The sequence below is a fragment of the Burkholderia sp. HI2714 genome (assembly GCF_002223085.1).
In the GTDB taxonomy this organism is placed as follows: domain Bacteria; phylum Pseudomonadota; class Gammaproteobacteria; order Burkholderiales; family Burkholderiaceae; genus Burkholderia; species Burkholderia lata_D.
Genome location: NZ_NKFM01000015.1, coordinates 157,752 through 179,613 on the forward strand (window position 1 = coordinate 157,752; position 21,862 = coordinate 179,613).

At 65.2% G+C, this 21,862-nt stretch carries 19 protein-coding genes, 4 tRNA genes and 1 pseudogene; 9 read left to right on the top strand and 15 right to left on the bottom strand.

Features of this window, described 5'->3' with window-relative positions; all coding sequences use genetic code 11:
* The first annotated feature begins 15 nt into the window (after positions 1 to 15).
* Positions 16 to 219 carry a DNA-directed RNA polymerase subunit omega gene (gene rpoZ / locus CFB82_RS05260; RefSeq protein WP_006025620.1) on the top strand — a complete coding sequence of 68 codons (204 nt, stop codon included), beginning with the start codon at positions 16 to 18 and terminating at the stop codon, positions 217 to 219.
* A 63-nt stretch (positions 220 to 282) separates the two neighbouring features.
* Positions 283 to 2,649 carry a RelA/SpoT family protein gene (locus CFB82_RS05265; protein WP_069247394.1) on the top strand — a complete coding sequence of 789 codons (2,367 nt, stop codon included), beginning with the start codon at positions 283 to 285 and terminating at the stop codon, positions 2,647 to 2,649.
* A 198-nt stretch (positions 2,650 to 2,847) separates the two neighbouring features.
* Here the strand turns inward: CFB82_RS05265 and CFB82_RS05270 are convergent.
* The 3 genes from CFB82_RS05270 to CFB82_RS05280 all read right to left on the bottom strand — a co-directional run bounded on the left by CFB82_RS05270 (position 2,848) and on the right by CFB82_RS05280 (position 3,205).
* Positions 2,848 to 2,924: transfer RNA gene (locus tag CFB82_RS05270), tRNA-Arg, on the bottom strand.
* 60 nt (positions 2,925 to 2,984) lie between these two features.
* A tRNA-Arg gene (locus CFB82_RS05275) sits at positions 2,985 to 3,061 on the bottom strand.
* A 67-nt stretch (positions 3,062 to 3,128) separates the two neighbouring features.
* Positions 3,129 to 3,205, bottom strand: a tRNA-Arg gene (locus tag CFB82_RS05280).
* Positions 3,206 to 3,334: 129 nt separating this feature from the next.
* Here CFB82_RS05280 and greB point away from each other — a divergent pair.
* Positions 3,335 to 3,898: a transcription elongation factor GreB gene (gene greB, locus CFB82_RS05285; protein WP_069247395.1), complete on the top strand. Its 564-nt coding sequence runs from the start codon at positions 3,335 to 3,337 to the stop codon at positions 3,896 to 3,898.
* A gap of 83 nt (positions 3,899 to 3,981) precedes the next feature.
* Here the strand turns inward: greB and CFB82_RS05290 are convergent, their stop codons facing one another.
* Together CFB82_RS05290 and CFB82_RS05295 are read right to left on the bottom strand one after the other, a co-directional pair.
* Positions 3,982 to 5,133 carry a porin gene (locus CFB82_RS05290; protein ID WP_069247396.1) on the bottom strand — a complete coding sequence of 384 codons (1,152 nt, stop codon included), beginning with the start codon at positions 5,131 to 5,133 and terminating at the stop codon, positions 3,982 to 3,984.
* A 501-nt stretch (positions 5,134 to 5,634) separates the two neighbouring features.
* Entirely contained in the window at positions 5,635 to 5,907 is a 273-nt protein-coding gene (locus tag CFB82_RS05295) for a hypothetical protein (RefSeq protein ID WP_069247397.1), read from the bottom strand.
* Between the two features lie 400 nt (positions 5,908 to 6,307).
* Between CFB82_RS05295 and CFB82_RS05300 the strand changes: the two genes are divergently transcribed.
* Both CFB82_RS05300 and CFB82_RS05305 read left to right on the top strand, forming a co-directional pair.
* Positions 6,308 to 6,511, top strand: coding sequence for a cold-shock protein (locus CFB82_RS05300; protein ID WP_011351289.1), 204 nt, complete (start codon positions 6,308 to 6,310; stop codon positions 6,509 to 6,511).
* A gap of 141 nt (positions 6,512 to 6,652) precedes the next feature.
* On the top strand, positions 6,653 to 7,789 hold the full coding sequence (locus CFB82_RS05305) for an exonuclease domain-containing protein (protein WP_069247398.1): 1,137 nt from the start codon (positions 6,653 to 6,655) through the stop codon (positions 7,787 to 7,789).
* 34 nt (positions 7,790 to 7,823) lie between these two features.
* Here CFB82_RS05305 and CFB82_RS05310 read toward each other — a convergent pair whose 3' ends face one another.
* Together CFB82_RS05310 and CFB82_RS43125 are read right to left on the bottom strand one after the other, a co-directional pair.
* Positions 7,824 to 8,417: a chorismate mutase gene (locus tag CFB82_RS05310; protein WP_069247399.1), complete on the bottom strand. Its 594-nt coding sequence runs from the start codon at positions 8,415 to 8,417 to the stop codon at positions 7,824 to 7,826.
* A gap of 223 nt (positions 8,418 to 8,640) precedes the next feature.
* Positions 8,641 to 8,787 (bottom strand): hypothetical protein, encoded by a 147-nt coding sequence (locus CFB82_RS43125; RefSeq protein ID WP_006756195.1) that lies wholly within the window; start codon positions 8,785 to 8,787, stop codon positions 8,641 to 8,643.
* A gap of 197 nt (positions 8,788 to 8,984) precedes the next feature.
* On the opposite strand from CFB82_RS43125, the gene CFB82_RS05315 reads away from it, so the two are divergent.
* The 3 genes and pseudogenes from CFB82_RS05315 to CFB82_RS05325 form a co-directional block, all read left to right on the top strand.
* Positions 8,985 to 9,374, top strand: a complete 390-nt coding sequence (locus tag CFB82_RS05315; protein WP_069247400.1) for a DUF2946 domain-containing protein — start codon at positions 8,985 to 8,987, stop codon at positions 9,372 to 9,374.
* Positions 9,375 to 9,498: 124 nt separating this feature from the next.
* Positions 9,499 to 11,871, top strand: a complete 2,373-nt coding sequence (locus tag CFB82_RS05320) for a TonB-dependent receptor (RefSeq protein WP_089483639.1) — start codon at positions 9,499 to 9,501, stop codon at positions 11,869 to 11,871.
* Positions 11,872 to 12,017: 146 nt separating this feature from the next.
* Positions 12,018 to 12,331, top strand: a pseudogene (locus CFB82_RS05325) (TlpA family protein disulfide reductase); the annotation flags it as partial.
* Positions 12,332 to 12,410: 79 nt separating this feature from the next.
* On the opposite strand, the gene CFB82_RS05330 reads toward CFB82_RS05325, so the two are convergent.
* From CFB82_RS05330 to pepN, 7 genes are all read right to left on the bottom strand, one after another.
* Entirely contained in the window at positions 12,411 to 12,665 is a 255-nt protein-coding gene (locus CFB82_RS05330; protein ID WP_039343362.1) for a GlsB/YeaQ/YmgE family stress response membrane protein, read from the bottom strand.
* A 262-nt stretch (positions 12,666 to 12,927) separates the two neighbouring features.
* Complete coding sequence (locus CFB82_RS05335) at positions 12,928 to 13,140, bottom strand: hypothetical protein (protein WP_069247401.1); 213 nt, start codon at positions 13,138 to 13,140, stop codon at positions 12,928 to 12,930.
* The gene (locus CFB82_RS05340) at positions 13,137 to 14,870 is read right to left on the bottom strand and encodes an FAD-dependent oxidoreductase (RefSeq protein WP_089483550.1); all 1,734 of its coding nucleotides are present in this window, start codon (positions 14,868 to 14,870) and stop codon (positions 13,137 to 13,139) included. The genes CFB82_RS05335 and CFB82_RS05340 overlap by 4 nt, the downstream gene beginning before the upstream one ends.
* Before the next feature lie 164 nt (positions 14,871 to 15,034).
* Positions 15,035 to 15,844 (bottom strand): helix-turn-helix transcriptional regulator, encoded by an 810-nt coding sequence (locus CFB82_RS05345; protein WP_069247403.1) that lies wholly within the window; start codon positions 15,842 to 15,844, stop codon positions 15,035 to 15,037.
* A gap of 172 nt (positions 15,845 to 16,016) precedes the next feature.
* Positions 16,017 to 16,092: transfer RNA gene (locus tag CFB82_RS05350), tRNA-Thr, on the bottom strand.
* Between the two features lie 208 nt (positions 16,093 to 16,300).
* A complete protein-coding gene (locus tag CFB82_RS05355; protein WP_069247404.1) occupies positions 16,301 to 17,314 on the bottom strand; it encodes a class 1 fructose-bisphosphatase in 1,014 nt (337 codons plus the stop codon).
* Between the two features lie 280 nt (positions 17,315 to 17,594).
* The gene (pepN, locus tag CFB82_RS05360; RefSeq protein WP_069247405.1) at positions 17,595 to 20,288 is read right to left on the bottom strand and encodes an aminopeptidase N; all 2,694 of its coding nucleotides are present in this window, start codon (positions 20,286 to 20,288) and stop codon (positions 17,595 to 17,597) included.
* Positions 20,289 to 20,475: 187 nt separating this feature from the next.
* On the opposite strand from pepN, the gene CFB82_RS05365 reads away from it, so the two are divergent.
* Positions 20,476 to 21,171 carry a DUF4136 domain-containing protein gene (locus tag CFB82_RS05365; protein ID WP_069247406.1) on the top strand — a complete coding sequence of 232 codons (696 nt, stop codon included), beginning with the start codon at positions 20,476 to 20,478 and terminating at the stop codon, positions 21,169 to 21,171.
* Positions 21,172 to 21,223: 52 nt separating this feature from the next.
* Here CFB82_RS05365 and CFB82_RS05370 read toward each other — a convergent pair whose 3' ends face one another.
* Positions 21,224 to 21,796: a TMEM165/GDT1 family protein gene (locus tag CFB82_RS05370; RefSeq protein ID WP_046545165.1), complete on the bottom strand. Its 573-nt coding sequence runs from the start codon at positions 21,794 to 21,796 to the stop codon at positions 21,224 to 21,226.
* Positions 21,797 to 21,862: the final 66 nt, after the last annotated feature.

Consider the following 21,862-nt stretch of genomic DNA (forward strand, 5'->3'; position numbering starts at 1 on the left):
GAAGGAATTACCAACATGGCTCGCATTACCGTCGAAGACTGCCTGAAGCAAATCCCGAACCGCTTCGAACTGGCGCTCGCCGCCACCTATCGCGCGCGGCAGCTCGCGCAAGGCCATACGCCGAAGATCGAAAGCCGCGACAAGCCGACCGTCGTCGCGCTGCGCGAAATCGCTGCCGGTCAGGTCGGCGTCGAGATGCTGAAGAAGGTGCCGGTGTAACGCGCATCCGGCCCGTTCCAGCCATGTAATCCACGCGCGCAACGACTCGACCTGGAGGCGAATATGAGCACCACCCCATCGTCCGCCTCCGCGGATTCGACCACCGAAGCCCCGGCCCAGTCGCCTGCGCGCCAGTACATCGACGCGGTCCTCGAACAGTCCTTCCGGCATCTGTTCGGGCCGACCGCCACACCGGAGCAGCCGCGCAAGCACGGCGTCGTTTCGATCGCGAAACTGACGGCCGTGCTTGCCGAGTATCTTCCTCCGGAAGAAATCAAAGAGGTCAAGGCGGCGTTCCACTTCAGTGACGAAGCCCACCTCGGTCAATATCGCCAGAGCGGCGAACCCTACATCACCCATCCCGTCGCCGTTGCAGAAATCTGCGCCGGCTGGAAGCTCGACGCGCAGGCCGTCATGGCCGCGCTCCTGCACGACGTGATGGAAGACCAGGGGGTGACCAAGAGCGAGCTGGCCGAACGGTTCGGCCCGAAGGTCGCCGAACTGGTCGACGGCCTGTCGAAGCTCGACAAGATGGAATTCCGCAGCCGCGAGGAAGCGCAGGCGGAAAACTTCCGCAAGATGCTGCTCGCGATGGCACGCGACGTGCGCGTCATTCTCGTCAAGCTCGCCGATCGCCTGCACAACATGCGCACGCTCGGCGCGGTGCCGATGGAAAAGCGCCGCCGCGTCGCGCGGGAAACGCTCGACATCTACGCGCCGATCGCGCACCGCCTCGGGTTGAACAACACGTATCGCGAGCTGCAGGACATGAGCTTCGCGAACTTCAACCCGCATCGCTACGCGACGCTCGAGAAGGCCGTGAAGGCCGCGCGCGGCAACCGCCGCGAAGTGATCAGCAAGATCCTCGAAGCCGCGCAGCGCGCGATGGCCGATGCGAAGATCGACGCCGAGATCACCGGCCGCGAAAAGACCATCTACAGCGTGTACCGCAAGATGCGCGACAAGCAGCTGTCGTTCTCGCAGGTGCTCGACGTGTACGGCTTTCGCGTCGTCGTCGACAGCCCGCTCGACTGCTACACGTGCATCGGCGCGCTGCACGCGCTGTACAAGCCCGTGCCCGGCAAGTTCAAGGACTACATCGCGATCCCGAAGATCAACGGCTATCAGTCGCTGCACACCACGTTGGTCGGCCCGTTCGGCGCGCCGATCGAGTTCCAGGTGCGCACGCGCAAGATGCACGAGATCGCCGAGGCGGGGGTCGCCGCGCACTGGCTGTACAAGAACGGCAGCGCGGATCTCAGCGATGTGCAGAAGCGCGCGCATCAGTGGCTGAAGTCGCTGCTCGACATCCAGAGCGAAGCCGGCGATTCGAGCGAATTCCTCGAGCACGTGAAGATCGACCTGTTCCCGGATGCGGTCTACGTGTTCACGCCGAAGTCGAAGATCATGGCGCTGCCGCGTGGCGCGACGGCACTCGATTTCGCGTATTCGATCCACAGCGATCTCGGCAACCAGTGCGTCGCCGTGAAGATCAACAACGAGCTGCTGCCGCTGCGCACCGAGCTGAAGAGCGGCGACATCGTCGAGGTGATCACGGCGCCGTATTCGAAGCCGAACCCTGCGTGGCTCGGCTTCGTGCGTACCGGCAAGGCGCGCTCGGCGATCCGGCACTACCTGAAGACGATGCGCCTGAACGAATCGGTGCAGCTGGGCGAACGGCTGGTCGACCAGAGCCTGAAGGGCTACGGTCTTGCACTGGCCGATGTCGAGCCGGAAGTGTGGGAGAAGCTCGTGCAGTGGACGGGCAACAAGAGCCGTCAGGAAATCTTCGCGGACATCGGCCTCGGCCGACGCGTGGCCGCGGTGATGGCCAAGCGCATCGAGGTGCTGATGAGCGGCCGCGATGCGGACGACGATCTGCCGAAGTCCGAGCGGCATCCCGCGCACCACGCGCCGCCGGTCGTGATTACCGGCACCGAAGGGATGTCCGTGCAGTTGTCCGCCTGCTGCCGGCCGATTCCGGGCGACGCGATCATGGGCTACATCGGCATCGGCCTGGGGATGGCGATTCATACGACCGATTGCCGCGTGGCGCAGCGGATCCATCGCCGCGATCCGGGCCGCTGGATCGACGTCGAATGGGCGCCGCAGCCGGGCCGCCTGTTCGATGTCGCGGTGAAGGCGCTCGTGAAGAATGCGAAGGGCATCTTTGCACGCGTGGCGGCGGACATCACGTCGGCCGATGCGAACATCGTGCATATCGCGATGGACGAGGATCTGACGCACGAATCGACGGTGCTGCGCTTCGTGATCCAGGTCAGCGACCGCGTGCATCTCGCGAACGTGATGCGACGCGTGCGAACCAATCCGGATGTGATGCGGATCATGCGCGAGCGTTCGACCGACGACGGTGCGCATGCGCGCCACGACGGCGGCATGCGCATCGAGCGCGAGCGGCAGGATTATTGATGCCTGGCCCGCATGGGCGATCGATCGACGGCGGCCAATGGCCGCCTTTTTCATTTGTGCTGGAGGAGGCGTGAACGTGCGGCGTGGTCGACGTTCTTCCGAAAAAAGGCGCCACGCAACCGGACGTTGCTATGTCGTGAGCAGGGAAGGGAAGGCAGAAAAGAAAAAGGGCTTTCCCGGAGGAAAGCCCTTTTAAGGTGGCGCGGCTGGCAGGATTCGAACCCACGACCCCTTGGTTCGTAGCCAAGTACTCTATCCAACTGAGCTACAGCCGCACGCAAAACGGTACTTCTCAACTGTCGGAACCTTCTGCGATGGGAAGGTTCCCAAAAAAGTGGCGCGGCTGGCAGGATTCGAACCCACGACCCCTTGGTTCGTAGCCAAGTACTCTATCCAACTGAGCTACAGCCGCACGCAACAACAAGACTTCTACTGCTTCGAACTGAAAGGGCCTTCGGTTGGGAAGGCCCTCGAAAAAGTGGCGCGGCTGGCAGGATTCGAACCCACGACCCCTTGGTTCGTAGCCAAGTACTCTATCCAACTGAGCTACAGCCGCACGCAGAAGCGGAAGTATAGCAGGGTTGTATAAAAAGGGAAGCCTTATTCGCAAATTAGGTGCCATGACCTTGCCGGGGCGCCCTTCGTGTACCCTTGGAGCATCAGTCATCCATGTTGAATCTGCATCATGAACAAGGCGTTTGTCAAAGAGTCGGACGGTGACGACGACGATCTGGACCAGGTCCAGCCCGCGATCCCGGCGGGCTCGAAGAACTACATCACGCCCGCCGGCCACAAGCGGCTGAGGGACGAACTGCTGAACCTGATCGACGTCGAGCGTCCCGAGGTCGTGCGCCTCGTGTCCTGGGCCGCGTCGAATGGTGACCGGTCGGAGAATGGCGACTACATCTACGGCAAGCGGCGGCTTCGCGAGATCGATCGCCGCATCCGCTTCCTGACGAAGCGGCTCGATCTGGCCGAAGTCGTCGATGCGAGCCGGCAGGAGAATGTCGACCAGGTGTTTTTCGGCGCAACGGTCGACTACGAGACACCGGACGGCGAGGATCACACGATCACGATCGTCGGGATCGACGAGGTCGATCTCGATCATGGCTGTGTCAGCTGGATTTCGCCGGTCGCGCGCGCACTGATCAAGGCGAAGATCGGCGATACCGTCATGCTGATGACGCCGGCCGGCCCGCAGCCGATCGACGTGCTCGACGTCCGTTACCCGGCGCCGGGCAACGCCTGAACAGCGCACGGCGCAACCCGGCAAAGAAAAAGCGCCCCGATGGGGCGCTTCGTCATCCGGCGTGCGGCGGAAATGCCGGTCGCTCAGAAGCGATGGCGCAGGCCGGCCGTGACCGCGATCTGCTTGTTGGTCGATGAAGCACCGCCGAGGCCGTTGACATAGGCGCCGATGCCCAGGCCGTCCGTGCTGACGCGCTGATACACGCCTTGCACGTACACGTCGGTCCGCTTGGACAGTGCATAGTCGGTCTGCAGGTTGAACTGATTCCAGCCCGGATGACGGCCGTCCAGGAAGCCGGCGGTGTACGTGTACGACCCGGCCAGCGACAAGGCCGGCGTGAGTGCGTAGCGCGCGTTCACTTCGTAGTTGTTGAAGCGGGCGAACGTGCCGTCGAGACCCAGGCCGCTCGACACGCCCGAGGCACCCGCAGAGATGCCGAGCGCCCGGTTCACGCGCGTTTGCGTGAAGACGAAGCCGGCCGTCGCGGGGCCGAACGTGTAGTTCAAGCCGCCGCCGAACACGCGCTGCCGCTTGCCGACGAACGTGTTGTCGCCTGCTACCGCGCCGCCGCTGTTGGTGACCGCAGCCGACGTGAGGCCCGAGATGTCATTGTTCAACTGCAGATAGCCAGCGCCGATATTGAAGCCGGCGTAGCTATACGACACACCCGCACTGTATGCGCGATTGTTCGAGAACTGGTTGCTGTTCGAGAAGCCGTACAACGCGCCGAACTTCAGGCCGCCGAAATTGACGCTCGTGTACTTGACGGAGTTATTGATCCGGAACGAATTGTTCAGGTTGTCGTTATCGAACGGGTGGGCAAACTGGGTGCCGCCGAATTGCGTACCGGTCAGCGACAGCGGCCCGATGTAGTCGACGACGCTATCGTATTGGCGACCGAGTGTGACGGAGCCGAATTGGTCCTGAGACAGGCCGACGAACGCCTGGCGGCCGAATTCGCGGCCATTCTGGCCGAGCGTGCCGTTGGCGATGTTGAAGCCGTTTTCCAACACGAAGATTGCTTTCAGGCCCCCACCGAGATCTTCCGTACCGCGCAGGCCCCAGCGGCTGCCGTTGATCTGACCGCTGCGTTCCGACCATGAGCTGTGGCCACCCTGGTTGTTCGTGTAGGTGATGCCTGCGTCGATCAGGCCATAGAGCGTCACGCTGCTTTGGGCGTGAGCTGCCGTAACGAATACACCCGACAACGCGGTGACGATCAGGGTTTTTTTCATGGATCTGTCTCCAAACAGGATGATGTCGATCGAACCTGCTGCGGACTGGCATGTTGTGCTTGACGTTGCGGCCGGTCCGGCAGAGCGGCGGTGCGCTTATCGAAAAGCCATCTGCAGTGTACGGAGTGCGTGGAGCGGGGGAATGATGCGCTTTAAGCAATAGTATATTTTGGAATCCGCAAAGATTGACAATGCGGCGCAAACGATTGTCCATCAAGGGTTTGCGGCGGTGCAGCGAAGAAAAACAGCGATCAGGACTACGTAGCGGGCGTTGCGCGAGCGCGACAAACGGTCAGCAGGAGGCGGGGGTGGCCGTGATCCGATTATTGACACATCGGCAATAGAGGTTTGTGTGGAGCATGGCTAATGAAAGGTTGTTCTCTCGCTATACTGCGATCTCTGCTTTCCGAAGCAGACTTTTTCGTTGACGGAAAAGATCTCCAAACCTTTGTCGGCGCGACTTCCCAGTCGCGCTTTTTTTTTGCCCCGTCGGTCCGCGCGCTATTGCGCTAACGAGCGCCGCTTGCGCTTGGCCGCGGGTGCGGCCTCCTTGGCTTCATTGGGGGGCGGCGTGTATGTCCAGTCTTCCATCACGTAGTGACGGGCATCGAGGGGCGACGAGAGCAGGTTCTGCCAGTGATCGCCGTGCCAGGTCGTATCGAATTCGGTGTCGCACGGCGCTTCGCGCGAGGACGCTGACTCGGCCAGGGCGCGGGACTTGCGGTGTACGCGCCCGAGCCGGCTCGCGAAGCGCTTGATTCCGTCCAGCCACATGACCTTCTCCTTCCTTCCGACGTTAAGTCAGCATCGCAATGTCCTCGGGTTTCCGCAACCCGGAAAAAACCCGAGGAATTTACCGAGCCGATTTGTCCCCGGTAGGATTTTCTCGGACAAGATTATTAATGCTCCGATCCCGGTAATGTTGACAGGTTTTTGATGCGAATCAATTAATCAAAGGCGGCAGTGTACCGATTCCAGTGGTATTAGCGCTTTTTTGATAAAACGATCGTCAAAAATTTCCTTGACGCACCCGGATTGTCCAATTTATAAAGTCAGCACTCCGTCCTCGGGCGGCGTGCTGGTGCTGGTGCAGGTGCTGGCGCAATGTTTCGGGATTTCGGGAAACGGCTATAAAAATAGCTTTTTTGGATCTAATCGAGTGGGGAACGAAGACATGGATACCGGTATCGTGAAATGGTTTAACGATGCTAAAGGTTTCGGCTTTATTACGTCGGACAATGGCGGTGAAGATTTGTTTGCACACTTTTCCGAAATCAAGATGGACGGCTTCAAGACGCTGAAGGAAAACCAGCGTGTTTCGTTCGACGTGAAAGTCGGGCCGAAAGGCAAGCAGGCAGCGAATATCCAGGCGGTCTGACGCGCCACGCATTGCCGATCACGTCCGGCCCCCGCATCGCGGGGGCTTTTTGTTTTGCGGGGATGGAACATTCCGGTTCGGGCTGGCCGCGAACCCGAATGCCGGTGCATACTCACGGAAGCATCGTTTCCCAGTCTTTTCATGTCTGATTCCCCCCGTCCGTCCGATCCCGCCAGCGAACAGCCGCTCGTTTTCGTCGACCTTGAAACCACTGGCGGTTCGCCCGCCGAACACCGCATCACCGAAATCGGCGTGGTCGAAATCGGCCCGTTCGGCGTGTCGACATGGACGACGCTCGTCGATCCGGGGCAGCCGATTCCGCCGTTCATCCAGCAACTGACGGGCATTTCGGACGAGATGGTGCGCGACGCGCCGTCATTTGCGTCGCTGGCGCCGGCGTTGTTCGAGCGGCTCGACGGCAAGCTTTTCGTCGCGCACAACGCGAGCTTCGACCGTGGCTTCCTGCGGGCCGAATTCGAGCGGGCCGGCTTCGCGTTCAATCCCGATGTGCTGTGTACGGTGCGGCTGTCGCGAGCGCTGTTCCCGCGTGAGTCGCGGCACGGGCTCGATGCGTTGATCGAGCGCCACGGCCTCGTGCCGGCTGCGCGCCACCGGGCGCTGGCGGATGCCGACCTGCTGTGGCAGTTCTGGCGCCTGTTGCACGACATCGTGCCGCTCGAGCGGCTGCGCGACCAGATCGCGCGCACGACGCGCCACTTCCGTCTGGGCGGCGACCTGACCGAAGCCTGGCTCGATACCGCGCCGGCCGGCTGCGGTGCGTACGCCCTGTTCGGGGAAGATGATGCGCCGCTGTATGTTGGCCGCAGCGTACGTGTGCGGCAGCGGCTGCGCGCGCTGCTGACGGGCGAGCGCCGTTCGTCGAAGGAAATGCGGCTGGCGCAGCAGGTGCGGCGGGTCGAATGGCGCGAGACCGGTAACGAGCTGGGGGCGATGCTGGCCGAGGCGCAATGGATTGCCCGGCTGCGGCCGTCGTACAACCGGCGCCCCGCGGCCGACACCCGTGCCGGCGCTGCACCCTGGCCGTTCGAAGGTGCGGTCGCATTCGAGGCGAGCGGCGAGCGCCGTCTGTTTCATGTGATCGACGGCTGGCGCTATCTCGGCGCGGCGGAATCGCTCGACGCGGCCGCGCAACTCGCGGCCGACGGGACGGACGGTGCGTTCGAGCCCTTCACCCACCGCCTGCTGCAGACGCATCTCGCACGCGGCCTGCAGCTGATTCCGCTCGCCGCGCTCACGCCTGCGGGGCAGGCGGGTTAGTCAGGTGGGGTCGAGCGACCCGCGCCCGCTGTCGTCAGCCGATCGCGCTTGCGCCGCCGGCCGAGCAGACGTGCGACAGCGCAGTGTCGAGTGCCCGCGTTTGCGTGGCGTCGTAGCGCGTGAGCGTCTTCCAGTTGGCGATGCTGCGCGCGAGCCGCGCCTGGCAATCAGGCGCATCCCGTAGCGGTGCAACCTGCACGAGCCCCGCGAGCATTTTCTGCGTCAGCCGGTCGAGCGCCGGGCGCGTGCTGGTCGCGAGATCGGGCGGCGTGCCTTCCGGTGGCCGTGTCGCGCGCCAGGTCGCGAACAGCGCGTTCTGCACATCCTTGCTCGCGGTGATCTGATCCTCGAAGAACGTCCGTGCGAACGCGGGATCGATGCCGGCCTGTGCCGCACGCTTCTCGACCGACACGAGCAGTTCCGCTTCGCGCGGCCGGTCCTCGATGGCCTTGTGATTCGCCCATTTCCATCGAGCGACCGGTTCGGCGAGCGCGAGGCGCTGCGACGCGAGCGCGACGATATTGGTGAGGGCGGTGTCGTCACCGTCTGCCTTGGCGATGCGCGGGGACGAAAGGAGGGCGACGCCGAGCGCGGCGACAGCGAGGCTGGCACGAATGGCTTGCTTCATCGGAACGATCGGGAGAGCCGGGCGGGCCGGACATGGAAAACCAGAAGGATAGACGAAGACAGTCGCGCGGCGTAGCGCAGCGACCGGAGAATCAGCAGGCGAGCTGATCCGGCACCGTCAGGCTGTTGCGGCCCGGGTGCGAGGCGAATTGCGCGCGAGGCGCAGTGATGAACCGCACGATAGCGATGATCGACACGTGGCGGTTACAGAACCGAACAGGCGTTCACTTCGGCGAGTACAGCTTGTGCTGCTCGTCGAAGAATGCCCGTACGTGGTCGGGCAATTCGGCGAGGAATTCCACGCCGACGGGTTCCGGATCCGGGCTCATCACTTGCTCCGGCGGTGGCATGCGGGTTGGTCTTTCGTCCATGGTCATTTCTCCAGCAGGTTCGATGATTATCAACCTCGTGCTTGGATTTATGCCAGTGGCGAATCGTTAGATTTTGTCTCTGTTGTATTAACGGCACATGCGCTCTGACGCGCGCTGCGATGCCGACTATTGCATCGTGCGGAATCGGCGACACTCGGGCCGGTTGTTATACTTGCGCGCACTTTTTCTGGACCGCGATGAAACGAACGACGCGATGGATCGGCCTCGTATGGCTGGCGCTGGTACTGAACGTACTGTCGCCCGTCATCGGCTATGCGCGTCTTGCATCGAGCGGCTCCGGCGAGCTCACGCTTGAGTTGTGCAGTGCAGCGGGCGCCCACCAGGTCGTGCTCGCGCAAGCGGGCGGCGATCACGATACGTCGTCGTTCGACCATGCCGGCGTGCCGCACTGCGTGTACTGTCCCGGCTTCGCGGCGAACGTGGCGCTCGGGTCGAGCCTGCCCGCACTGCCGGGCTTCGTGCGGACGTTTGCTTATCGCGCCGCCGCGCCGGCCATTCCCGATTTCCCCCGCAAGGGCATCCGTCTCGCGCAGCCTCGCGCCCCGCCTGAAAACGCTCCGATCTGATTGATATCGTCCGCGCGCCCCGATGGCGCGCGTGCCGTCCGCGGCCGGGCCGCGTGCCGCGCCGTCCGCGCGCGGCGCGCGCTCGTGTCCGGCGGCGTCCGATCAAGTTTTCAGGAATTCACATATGTCCTCTCCCTTTGCCGCGCGGCCGACGCGCGGCCGGCTCGCGCTCGCATGCGCGGCCGCATTTGCGTGGCCTGCCGCCCATGCGGCCTCGACCGACGATGCACGCGGTGTTACCGCGCGCGGTGGCGTCGAGCGTGCCGCCGAGGTCCCCGCTTCCGCTCCCGCTTCGGCCGTCGCAACCGTGCCGCCGGCGCCGGCGGCCGGCGATACGCTGACCGCCGTCAGCGTGACCGCGCAGCGGCAACCGGTCGATCCGGATACACCGGCCGTCGTCACGTCGATCACACGCGAGCAGATCGAGTCGCACACCAACGTCACCACCGAGGACGCGCTGAAGTACGCGCCGAACCTGATGGTCCGCAAGCGCTATATCGGCGACCGCAACAGCGTGTTCGCCGGTCGCGACTTCAACGAACTGCAGAGCGCGCGCGGGCTCGTCTACGCCGACGGCGTGCTGCTGTCGAACCTGCTCGGGTCGAGCTATGCGTATCCGCCGCGCTGGTCGCTGATTCCGCCCGACGATATCGCGCGCGTCGACGTGCTCTATGGCCCTTTTTCCGCGCTGTATCCGGGCAACTCGATCGGCTCGACCGTGCTGCTCACGACGCGGCGCCCGGACAAGCTCGAGGCGTCGCTGTCGACGCAGTTCTTCACGCAGCGCTATCACGACGGCTACGGATTCGCGGACAGCTTCGGCGGCAATCACCAGACCGCGCGGATCGCGAACCGGGTTGGCCGGTTCTGGTTCGCGCTGTCGCTGGACCGGCTCGAGAACAACGGTCAGCCGATGCAGTATGCGAGCCCCAATTCGGCGTACAACCCGAAGCTCGGCGCCGCCGTGCCCGTGACGGGCGCCGCGACCGACATCGGGCCCAATGGCAAGCCGCGAACGATCGTCGGCGCGCAGACGATCGAGCGGACCGAGCAGCTCAACGAGATGGTGCGGATGGGCTATGCGTTCACCGACCACGTCGATGCGACGCTGACGCTCGGGCATTGGGAGAACCATTACCGGCAGCACGGCGAAACCTTCCTGCGCGATGCGGCTGGCAATCCGGTGTACGGCGGCAACGTGTCGATGAGCGGCCGGAACATGACCGTCGCGCCGAACGCATTCGCGCCGCAGCGCGGCGACCAGGAGAACTGGCTGTACGCGCTCGGCCTCAATGGCCGGCTCGATTCCGGCTGGCGCCTGTCGGGCGTCGTGTCCGCGTACGACGTGTCACGCGACGTGCAACGCTCGGCGTCCACCGTGCGGGGCGGTGCGGGCACGCTGTTCCAGGGCGACGGCACCGGCTGGCGCACGCTCGACCTGAAGGCCGAGGCGCCGGAAGTGAAGGGCCACACGTTCACGTTCGGCTATCACTACGACAACTACTTCCTGCGCAACGTCACGTACAACACGGCCGACTGGCTGGCCGGGCCGACCACGTCGCTGTCGAGCGTCTATCGCGGCGACACGCGCACGCAGGCGCTGTTCGGGCAGGACGCGTGGCGCTTCGCGCCGGGCTGGCTCGCGACGCTGGGGCTGCGCTACGAGCGCTGGGATGCGTACGGCGGCGCGCTCGGCAATGCAACGGGCACGCTCGGCTATGCGGACCGCAGCGCGAATGCGCTGTCGCCGAAGGTTGCGGTGCAATGGGATGCGACCGATGTCTGGCGCTTCCGGCTGTCGTTCGCGACCGGCACGCGTTTCCCGACGGTCGGCGAACTGTTCCAGGGCACGATCTCGAACAACGCGATCGTCAACAACAACCCGAACCTGCGGCCGGAAAAGGCGATCGACTGGGACTTCACGGCCGAACGCGACGTGGGTGTCGGCGTCGTGCGTGCCAGCGTGTTCCAGAGCGACCTGCGCGATTCGATCTACAGCCAGACGACGGTGTCGGGCGCGACGACGGTGACCAACATCTCGAACGTCGATCGCGTGCGCGTGCGCGGCGTCGAACTCGCGTTCAGCGGCGAGAACGTCGGTTTGAAGGGGCTCGCGCTCGACGCGAACGTGTCGGCGAGCAATGCACAGATCCTCGCCGATGCCGCGAATCCCGCGTATGTCGGTTCGCGCTTTCCGCGGATTCCGCGCATGCGTGCGAACCTGCTCGCGTCGTATCGCTTCGACGAGCACTGGCTCGCGAGCGTCGGGGTGCGCTACTCGGGCCGCCAGTTCAACACGCTCGACAACAGCGACGTGAACCCGGACGTCTACGGCGGCACGAGCGCGTTCACGGTCGTCGACCTGAAGGCGCGCTACCGCTTCGACCGTCACTGGACCGCGTCGCTCGACATCGACAACCTGACGGACCGCCGCTACTACGTGTTCCACCCGTATCCGGGCCGTACTTTCTATGGAGAACTGAAGTGGTCGCTGTGAGATCGCTCGCGGCAGGCGGCGCGCTGTGGTTCGCGTTGCTGTCGCGAGTCGGCGCGCATGACGCGCACAACGTGCCGAAGGCCGCCGATTCGCACGCCGCGCACACGAGCATGCAAGCCGCGCCCGCGCAGCAGAGGCAGCCGCTCGCCGCGCATCTGGTCGCGTGGCAGCGTCGTCATCCGGACGTGCAACTCGCGATGGTCGCGATGGATGCGTACGACGACAACGGCGCGGCCGTCTCACAGGCGCTCGCACAGATGAACTTGCCGCCGCAGGTCGCGCAGTATGCCAATGCGGAGCCGATGCCCGAGCGCTTGCGCGCGGCGCTCGATGCGGGATGGGGAGGGGAGGGGAGATGCCGCGCACCGTGTGGATCGGGCGCGATGGTGCACGCGAAGCGCGCAGCGGATTGCTGACGGCAGACGTGCTCGACAGCTGGTTGCAGCGCGCCAAGCGCTGAACGGGCCGGCGGCGCGCGGCGAGCGTGCCGCGCGCCGGCCTGATGCGAAAACGCGCCCGAAGGCGCGTGGAGAGAAGCGTCAGGCCGCTCGCTTGAATAGCCGGATCACGAACAGCAGGATCACCGCGCCGACGACCGCGACGATCACCGAACCGATGAAGCCGCTGCCGATGCTGATGCCGAGTATCCCGGCGAGCCAGCCGCCAATCACCGCGCCGACGATCCCGACGATGATGTCGACGATCAGCCCGAAGCCGCCGCCCTTGACGAGCAAGCCGGCAAGCCAGCCGGCGATCGCGCCGATGATGAGCCACATAATCAAGCCATGAGTCATGGTTGTCCTCTCCTTGAGTTGTGTCGAATGACCGGACGTCGGCTGTGTCGCCGCAAGCTGAATGAAGGCGGCATCACGACTCGCCGCGCCGCCCACGCAATGTAACGCGATAGACGGGTCGGAATCGTTAAGTAATGTTATGCACCCTTAACGGGATTTTCCAGCGAATTTGTCTACATACGGCATGGCTCGCGCACGGGCGGTGCGTGCCGAAATGAATCTGTAAGAAAAGACCGCCGGTGAAGCCGGTCGGCCGTCGGCGTCATCGGTCGTGCGTCGATGCCTGCATGCCCGCGTCGGGCAATCCGTCGCCTGCGTCGGCGATGAGCCGTGCGACGGTCGCGGGTTCGCCGATCGCCTCGATCGACAGCAGGGCGAAGCGGGCGAGAAAGAGCGACGCATCGGCTTCACCGATCCGCGTCATCGTGCGGCACAGGTCGGTGTAGAGGATGTCGCGTTCGGTGTCCGTCATCATGCGGTCTCCTGAGGATCGGTTGAGGCGCACGGATGGAGTGCGCGTTCGAGCGCGGCGGTCACGTCGCTCGCGCGAGCGTCGTGCCAGCGGCCGAGTACGTGACCGTCCGGACGCACGAGATAGACGGTGCCGTCGCGCGCGCCGTACATGTCGAACAGTCGGCCGTCGTCGTCATGGCCGCCGCAGGCCGAATGCCGCGGCGCCGCATGCCGTGCGAGCGTGACGAGAGCGAACGGTATCCGCGCTGCGTGCAGGCGCTGTTCAAGATCGGCGAGCGTCGGATCGGGCACGCCGTCGGACGTGAAGCAGAACGCGGTGAAGCGCGGGGCGACGAGGTCGGTCAGGTGGCCGTGGCGCATGTCGCTGCCGTGCGCCGTGTACAGCTTCAGCGGACATTCGGCGAGCGCCGTGCCGGGCGCGGGGCCGGCTGAAAACGTGTCGCGTTCGGCTGCGTTGAGCGACGACGTCGCATAGGCGATGGCGGTCGTCTGGCGCGGATTGATCAGCGAGCGCAGTGCCGGGTGCCGGACCACGAGCGACAGCACGGCCTTGCGCATCAGTTCGAACGCAAACGACGGCGGCGCCATGAACTCGGTGCTCTTCGTGCCGTAGCGCAGGTTCTCGTGCGTCGCGTACACGCGCTCGTCCGAGTAGTTGTCGAGCAGCGTGTCCGATGCGAGCCCGCGCGTCACGTACGCGAGTTTCCATGCAAGGTTGTCGGCATCGTCGATGCCCGAATTCGCGCCGCGCACGCCGAAGATCGGCACGAGATGCGCAGCGTCGCCACAGAACAGCGCGCGCCCGTGCCGATAGCGTTCGAGCGTCAGTGCATTCGCCTTGTAGATCGTGATCCAGATCGGCGACCAGTCGCCGCGCTCGCCCATCATGTCGAGCAGGTTCTGCACGCGCGGGATCACGTTCTCCGGCTTGACGGCCGCTTCGGGATCCTCATCGTCGCGCAACTGGTAATCGATTCGCCACACGTTGCCGGGCTGCTTGTGGACGAGTACCGTCGAGCCCGGGTTCGACGACGGGTCGAAGTACGCGAGCCGTTCGGTCGGCCGGTCGCTGTCGAGCGCGATGTCGACGATCACGTAGCGGCCCTCGTAGCTCGTGCCCTGCAGCGACAGGCCGAGCGCTTCGCGCATCGTGCTGCGTCCGCCGTCGCACGCGACGACCCAGTCGGCGCCGAGTGCGTAGCCGCCGAGCGGCGTGTCGACGTCCAGGCGCACACCATCCGGTTGCCGGGTCACGCCGGTGACTTTCGCCTGCCAGCGGATCTCGATGAGTTCGGGGCGGCGCAGCGCGGCGTCGAGCAGGAACTGCTCGATGTGATACTGCGCGAGATTGATCATCGGCGGCAGCTTCTGGTTTTCGTCCTGCGGCATCGTGAAATGCAGCACTTCGTCGCGACGGTAGAAGCTGCGTCCGCCGGTCCACGGCAGCCCCGTGCGCAGAAAGTCGTCGAGTGCGCCGAGCCGCTCGATGATCTCGAGGCTGCGCCGCGAGATGCAGATCGCACGGCTGCCGTGGCAGACCGCATCGTCGGCCTCGATCAGCACGCTGCGGATGCCGTGGTTCGCGAGACCGAGCGCGACGGCGAGGCCGACGGGGCCGCCGCCGACGATCGCCACGCGATGCCGGTGTGGATCGATACCGTCGTCGCAGGCAGGCAGATGCGCGGGATGGCGCTCGGCGACGAACGGGTAGGGCTTGAAGTCGATATCCATCGTGGGCTTCCAGGGGAGGGCAGTTCGACGTGCACGCGTGCCGGGGCAACGCGCGCAGGCAGTCGAAGCAGTATGGAAGCCGCGCGGAAATCCGCTGTCCCCATTCCGGGTACAGCAGGCCGACCGGGATTTACCCCGATTCGGTCATCACCGGCCGGTTCGGTTCAGGGCTGCAGGCAGAGCGCGAACAGCTGGCGCTGGCTCGAGATGCCCAGGCGCCGGTATGCGCGTTTCTGGTACGTGACGACGCTCGACGCCTTCACGCCGATCGTCTCGCCGATCTCGTGCGCGGTCTGGCCTTCGAGCACGCCGCGCAGTACATCGAGTTCGCGCTTGGACAGCGCCGGGCACGCGCTGCGCAGCCGCGCGAGCATCCGTTGCGGGATCGCGGTCTGCGCCGCGCCGGCGAGCGCGTAATGATGCTTCGCGGCCTGCGCGATCAGCAGCGCGAGCGCTTCGATCTCCGCGATCTCGCGCGGCTGGAACGCGCCGCTGCGATGTGCGCGGTACAGGTTGATCGACAGCCAGCTCGCATCGTCGGGCTGCGTCAGCAGCGACAGCCGGTCGGACACGTCGGGGCCGCGGTAGCAGGCCGCTCGATACGCGTCATGATCGATCTCGTCGCCCGCCTGCTGGTGCAGCAGCAGGTCGTGGCGGCGCGTGCCGCGATGCGCGCTCGATATGATCTTCTGGTTGCCGTCGAGCGCGTAGAAGTGTCGCGCGTAGGTGTCGGCCACGTCGCGCAGGTAGCGGCCGCCGCGATGGTCGGCGACGGATAGCGTGCGCGGGCGGTTGCCGAACTCGTACGCGAAGATCGCGCATTGCGTGACCGACAGCGCATCGTCGAACAGCTTCAGCACTTCGGCTGCGAATGCGTTGGGCTCGTTGCCGCCGATCGCGGCGACGAGGCGTGTCGCACGCGATACGTCCAGTTGCCCGGTGAGGTTCGGTCGCTCGAGACGCCAGGTGCGCATGATGCTCGGAAAGGGCGGAATGGTCCGGCGATTGTAATCGGCGGCGTGCGGCGCGGGAGTCGGGTGATGCCCGCAAGCGGAGCGGACGCGGGGGGGAAGAAGGGCGGCGCACGATTCGGCGCCCGGAATGAGAAAAGGGCTGACAAGCATTGCTTGTCAGCCCTTTATAACTTGGTGCCGGAGATAGGAGTCGAACCTACGACCTTCGCATTACGAATGCGCTGCTCTACCAACTGAGCTACACCGGCATCAGAGAAACGAAATTATAAGGTGAAATCTGAGACCTTGGCAATAGGTTTTGCGAAATTTTTTCAGCTTGCTGCTGCTGTTTTCGCGAAACGCATCGACTCGGCAAACTTCCCGCTTCGTTTCACTGCGATGTGACCCGTTGGGGTCACATCGAGAGCCGCGATTCTACGTATGTCGCGCGACACTGTCTAGTGCTGCAGTGCAAATTTATTGCTTTTCTTGATGGTAGCCCGTCACGCGCTCGACTTCGTTCTTCGAACCGAGGAACACCGGGACGCGCTGATGCAGGCCCGTCGGCTGCACTTCCATGATGCGCTGCGTGCCGGTCGTCGCCGCGCCGCCCGCCTGTTCGACGATGAACGACATCGGGTTCGCTTCGTACATCAGGCGCAGCTTGCCCGGACGATCGGGCGTGCGCTTGTCGGCCGGGTACATGAAGATGCCGCCGCGGTTCAGGATCCGGTGCACGTCGGCCACCATCGATGCGATCCAGCGCATGTTGAAGTTGTCACCGCGCGGGCCGTCCTTGCCGGCGTTCAGCTCGTCGACGTAGCGCTTGACCGGGTCGTACCAGTGGCGCGCGTTCGATGCGTTGATCGCGTATTCGCGCGTCTCTTCGGGAATCTGCATGTTGCTCTGCGTGAGCACCCACGAGCCGACTTCGCGGTCGAGCGTGAAGCAGTTCACGCCGTTGCCGGTCGTCAGCACGAACACCGTCTGCGGGCCGTACACCGCGTAACCGGCCGCGACCTGCTCCGTGCCCGGCTGCAGGAACGATTCCTCGGTCGCCTGCTTGCCGTCCGGGCAGCGCAGCACCGAGAAGATCGTGCCGATCGACACGTTCACGTCGATGTTCGACGAGCCGTCGAGCGGATCGAACACGAGCAGGTATTCGCCGCGCGGGTAGTTCGCCGGGATCGGGAAGAACGTTTCCATTTCTTCCGATGCCATCGCGGCAAGGTTGCCGCCCCATTCGTTCGCGTCGAGCAGGATTTCGTTCGACAGGATGTCGAGCTTCTTCTGCACTTCGCCCTGGACGTTCTCGCTGCCGGCGGTGCCGAGTGCTTCGCCGAGCGCGCCCTTCGACACGTTGTAGCTGATCGCCTTGCACGCGCGTGCGACGACTTCGATCAGCAGGCGCAGGTCGGCGGGGAGGTTGTTGGTCTCACGTTGCTGTTCGATCAGGAACTTCGACAGCGTGGTGCGGCGGGCAATGGACATGACAGACTCCAGAAGGCCAAAAGAATCCTTGAATAGCCGCAATTTTACCCGCCGCGCCTCCCGTGCCACCGGCTTTTTTCGTCCGGTTACATGGCCGGGCGGCTGGCCCGGCCCGGTTTTCCGGTGGTGGAAATCGGCGGGACGCGCTTGACGCCAGCGGCAGGCGGCGCGGTCGGCCCCGCGATTGCGCGTGCTTCCAGCAGTCTTCAGACCATAAAAAAGCCGGCGCCGCGACGGGCGGCACCGGCTGTATCGCGCAGGCGCGATGCGGGAGATGGCGTTACGCGAGCGCCTTCTCGACGATCTCGCGCACGTCACGCGATTTTGCGCCGGCGGCGACTTGCTCGAGCGCTTCGCGCATCCGGTCGCGCAGTGCCGGCGTGAAGCGGCGCCACAGTTCGAGCGAGCGGGCGAGGCGCGCCGCGACCTGTGGGTTGATCGCGTCGAGCGCGAGCACCTGTTCGGCCCAGAACGCGTAACCCGAACCGTCGGCCGCGTGGAATTGCGCGGGGTTGGCCGCGCAGAAGCTGAAGATCAGCGAGCGGGCGCGGTTCGGATTCTTCAGGTTGAACGCCGGGTGCGCGAGCAGCTTGCGAACCTTTGCGAGCGTCGGCTGCGCGGGCGTGCCGCGTTGTGCCGCCTGCATTGCGAACCACTTGTCGATCACGAGCGCTTCCTTCTCGAAGCGACGATAGAAATCGTCGAGCGCGTGCTCGGCCGGTTCGGTCGCGCCGGCGGCCGCGGCGGACAGCAGCGCGCCGAGCGCTGCCGCGCGATCGGTCATGTTGTTCGCCGCATCGTATTGCGCGGTCGCGAGGCGCACCGCATCGGCCGGATCCTCGAGTTCGGCGAGATACGCGAGCGCGAGGTTCTTCAGCGCGCGGCGGCCGGAGGCCTCCGGCGTCGGTTCGTAGGCGCCGGGCGTCTGGTGCTGCTCGTATGCGGCGAGCCAATCCGCGCGCAGCGCGGTGGCGAGCTGGCGGCGCACGAACTGGCGTGCGCGATGCACGGCGGCCGGATCGGCTTCCGCCATCTGGTCGGCGAGGTAGGTTTCCGACGGCAGCGTCAGCGCGAGTTCGCGGAATGCCGGCGACAGCGTCGCGTCGGTCAGCACGCGGCGGAAGGCGGCGACGAAGTTCTCGCCGAGCGTGAGCGGCTCGTTCGCGGCCGCACGCGCGGCGAGCGTCAGCAGCGCGCGCGTCGCGAGGCGCTGGCCGGCTTCCCAGCGGTTGAACGGATCGCTGTCGTGCGCGAGCAGGAACGCGAGGTCATCGTCGCTGTAGTCGTACTCGACGATCACCGGCGACGAGAAATTGCGCAGCAGCGACGGCAGCGGTTGTTCCGGTACGTCGACGAACGTGAAGGTCTGCTCGGTGTCGGTGAAGTCGAGCACGCGCGTCGTGCCTGCGGCGGCGGCTTCGCCGTCGAGACGCAGCGGCAGGTCGCGGCCGTCGCGGCCGATCAGGCCGATCGCGAACGGGATCAGCAGCGGCCCTTGCTGCGTTTCGCGTGCGGCCGGCGACCCGTCGCCGTAGCCCTGCGCGAGCGTCACCGTGTAGCGGCGTGCGGCCGCGTCGTACGCGGTGCGCACCGACACGCGCGGCGTGCCGGCCTGGCTGTACCAGCGCTCGAACTGCGCGAGGTCGCGCCCGTTCGCGTCGGCCATTGCGTGACGGAAGTCGTCGCAGGTCACGGCGTGCCCGTCATGGCGCTTGAAGTACAGGTCCATCCCCTTGCGGAAGCCGTCGCGGCCGAACAGCGTCTGGTACATCCGCACGACTTCCGAGCCTTTCTCGTAGACCGTCATCGTGTAGAAGTTGTTGATCTCGACGTAGCTTTCCGGGCGCACCGGATGCGCCATCGGGCCCGCGTCCTCGGCGAACTGCAACTGGCGCAGCACGCGCACGTCCTCGATGCGCTTGACCGCGCGGGCCGCCGATTCGAGGTCGTCGCCCGCGGCCATGTCGGCCGAGAATTCCTGGTCGCGGAACACCGTCAGGCCTTCCTTCAGGCTCAGCTGGAACCAGTCGCGGCAGGTCACGCGGTTGCCGGTCCAGTTGTGGAAGTACTCGTGGCCGACCACCGATTCGATGTTCGCGAAGTCGGTATCGGTCGCGGTCTCGGGGTTCGCCAGCACGTACTTCGTGTTGAAGATGTTGAGCCCCTTGTTCTCCATCGCGCCCATGTTGAAGTCGCCGACCGCGACGATCATGAAGCGGTCGAGATCGAGCTCGAGTCCGAAGCGCTTTTCGTCCCAGCGGATCGAGTGGATCAGCGAATCCATCGCGTGGCGCGTCTTGTCGAGATCGGCCGGCTCGACCCAGACCTGCAACAGCTTTTCCTTGCCCGAGCCGGTCGTGATCGTTTCCTCGATCGCGACGAGCTTGCCCGCGACCAGCGCGAACAGGTAGCTCGGCTTGCGGAACGGGTCTTCCCATTTCGCGAAGTGACGGCCGTCGGGCAGGTCGCCCGAATCAACGAGGTTGCCGTTCGACAGCAGCACCGGGTACGCGGCCCTGTCGGCGCGCAGCGTCACCGTATACGACGCCATCACGTCGGGGCGATCGAGGAAGTAGGTGATGCGGCGGAAACCTTCGGCTTCGCACTGCGTGAAGAAGTTGCCGCTCGACACATAGAGGCCGGACAGCGTCGTATTCTGGTCGGGTGCGCATGCGCTTTCGAGCGTCAGCTCGAAGGCTTCGGGGACGTTCTCGACGGTCAGCCCGTGTTCGTGCGCGCGCACGGCGCCATGCGGCGCGCCGTCCAGGTGTGCGCCGAGGAATTCGAGCGCTTCGCCCATCAGCTCCAGGTGCGGCGCGGGCGCGGCGTCCGGATTGCGGCGCACGCGCATCGTGTTCCTGACGATCGTACGGGCCGGCGCGAGATCGAATTCGAGCGCGACGGAATCGATGAGGAAGGCCGGCGGCGTGTAGTCGGCGCGGCGGATCACGGTGGAAGAGGCGTTGTCGGACATGGTCGTCGAGATCGGTGGAGTGGGGGACGGGCCCGTGGCACGGGCCAGGCGAACCGGGCCATTGTACAAAGGCTGGCGGCCGCGTGCTGGGCGAACTTTTTACCGGTTCCGGGAGTCCGCGTATTATCGGCATCCCGTTACGGTTCGCGCGGTGCGACGAACGGGTGACGGATCGAAGAGGATCAACATGAAACGCGAATGGATTCAACGCGGTGCGGGCTGGGCGGCGGTGCTGTGCGTGGCGCTGCTGACCGGCTGCACCAGCTACGTGACGACCCAGGTCACGGCCTTCTCCGACTGGAGCGGCAGTGACGCGACACGCACCTATGCGTTCACGCGCACCGAGGCGCAGAAGAACAGCATCGAGCAGTCGACCTACGAGCCGATCGTCGCGAACGAGTTGTCGACGTATGCGTTCCGGCAGGTGCCGCAGGCGCAGGCGCGATATCTCGTGGGGCTGACCTATGCGGTCGGCAGTGATCTCGTGACGGTACCGCAACCGGTCTATTACGATCCGTGGTTCGCGCCCGGGCCGTACTGGCGGCGCGGGCCGTGGGGCCCGTGGGGTCCCTGGGGGCCGATGCCGGCCGGTTACGTCGCGCAGACGTACCAGGTGTTCGACTACACGCTCGGCATCCGCATCACCGAGCGCGCGACGGGCAAGGAGGTGTACAACGTGTCCGCGCGCACGACCGGCGACAACGGCACGCTGCTGTATGCGATGCCGTTTCTCGCGCGCAGCGCGCTCGCCGATTTCCCGCTGTCCAACGGCGCGGTCCGTTCGGTCCGGCTGCCGGTCGACAAGCGCGGCGGCCCGGCGGCGCCGGCCGCCAACGAGCGCGCGGTGCCGGTGGCGCCCGCTTCGGGTGCCGCCGCGAAGTAACGCGGTGTCCTTCTCGGCGCGGCCGTCCGGCCGCGCCGGTCATGCCCTTCCGTCAGACCCCGATACCCAGCAGCGCCAGCGCGCCGAGCACGACGAACAGCACGGCTGCGATCGCGTGCACGAGCTTCGTCGGCAGGCGATGCGCGAAGCGGTCGCCGAGCAGGATCGCGGGCACGTTCGCGAGCATCATCCCGAACGTCGTGCCGGCCACGACACCGATGTAGTCCTGGAAGCGCGCGGCCAGCGCGACGGTCGCGATCTGCGTCTTGTCGCCCATTTCCGCGAGGAAGAATGCGACGAGGGTCGCACCGAACACGCCGAGCCGCGAGCGGTTGGCATTGGCTTCGTCGGCATCGAGCTTGTCCGGCACGAGGATCCACAACCCCATCGCGATGAACGAGAACGCGAGCGCCCAGCGCATGATCGACGGTGTGACGAGCACGCCGAGCCATTCGCCGAGCGCGCCGGCGAAACCGTGGTTCACGAGCGTCGCGACGAGCACGCCGAGAATGATCGGCACCGGCTTGCGATAGCGCGCGGCCAGTACGAGGGAAAGCAGTTGGGTCTTGTCGCCGATTTCAGCGAGGGCGACGGCGCCGGTGGAGATCAGGAAGGCTTGAGACACGTATGGGGTTCCACGGGCCGATGTTGTGCGTGCGAGCGACGATCCACCGCGCGCCGGGCCCTGATG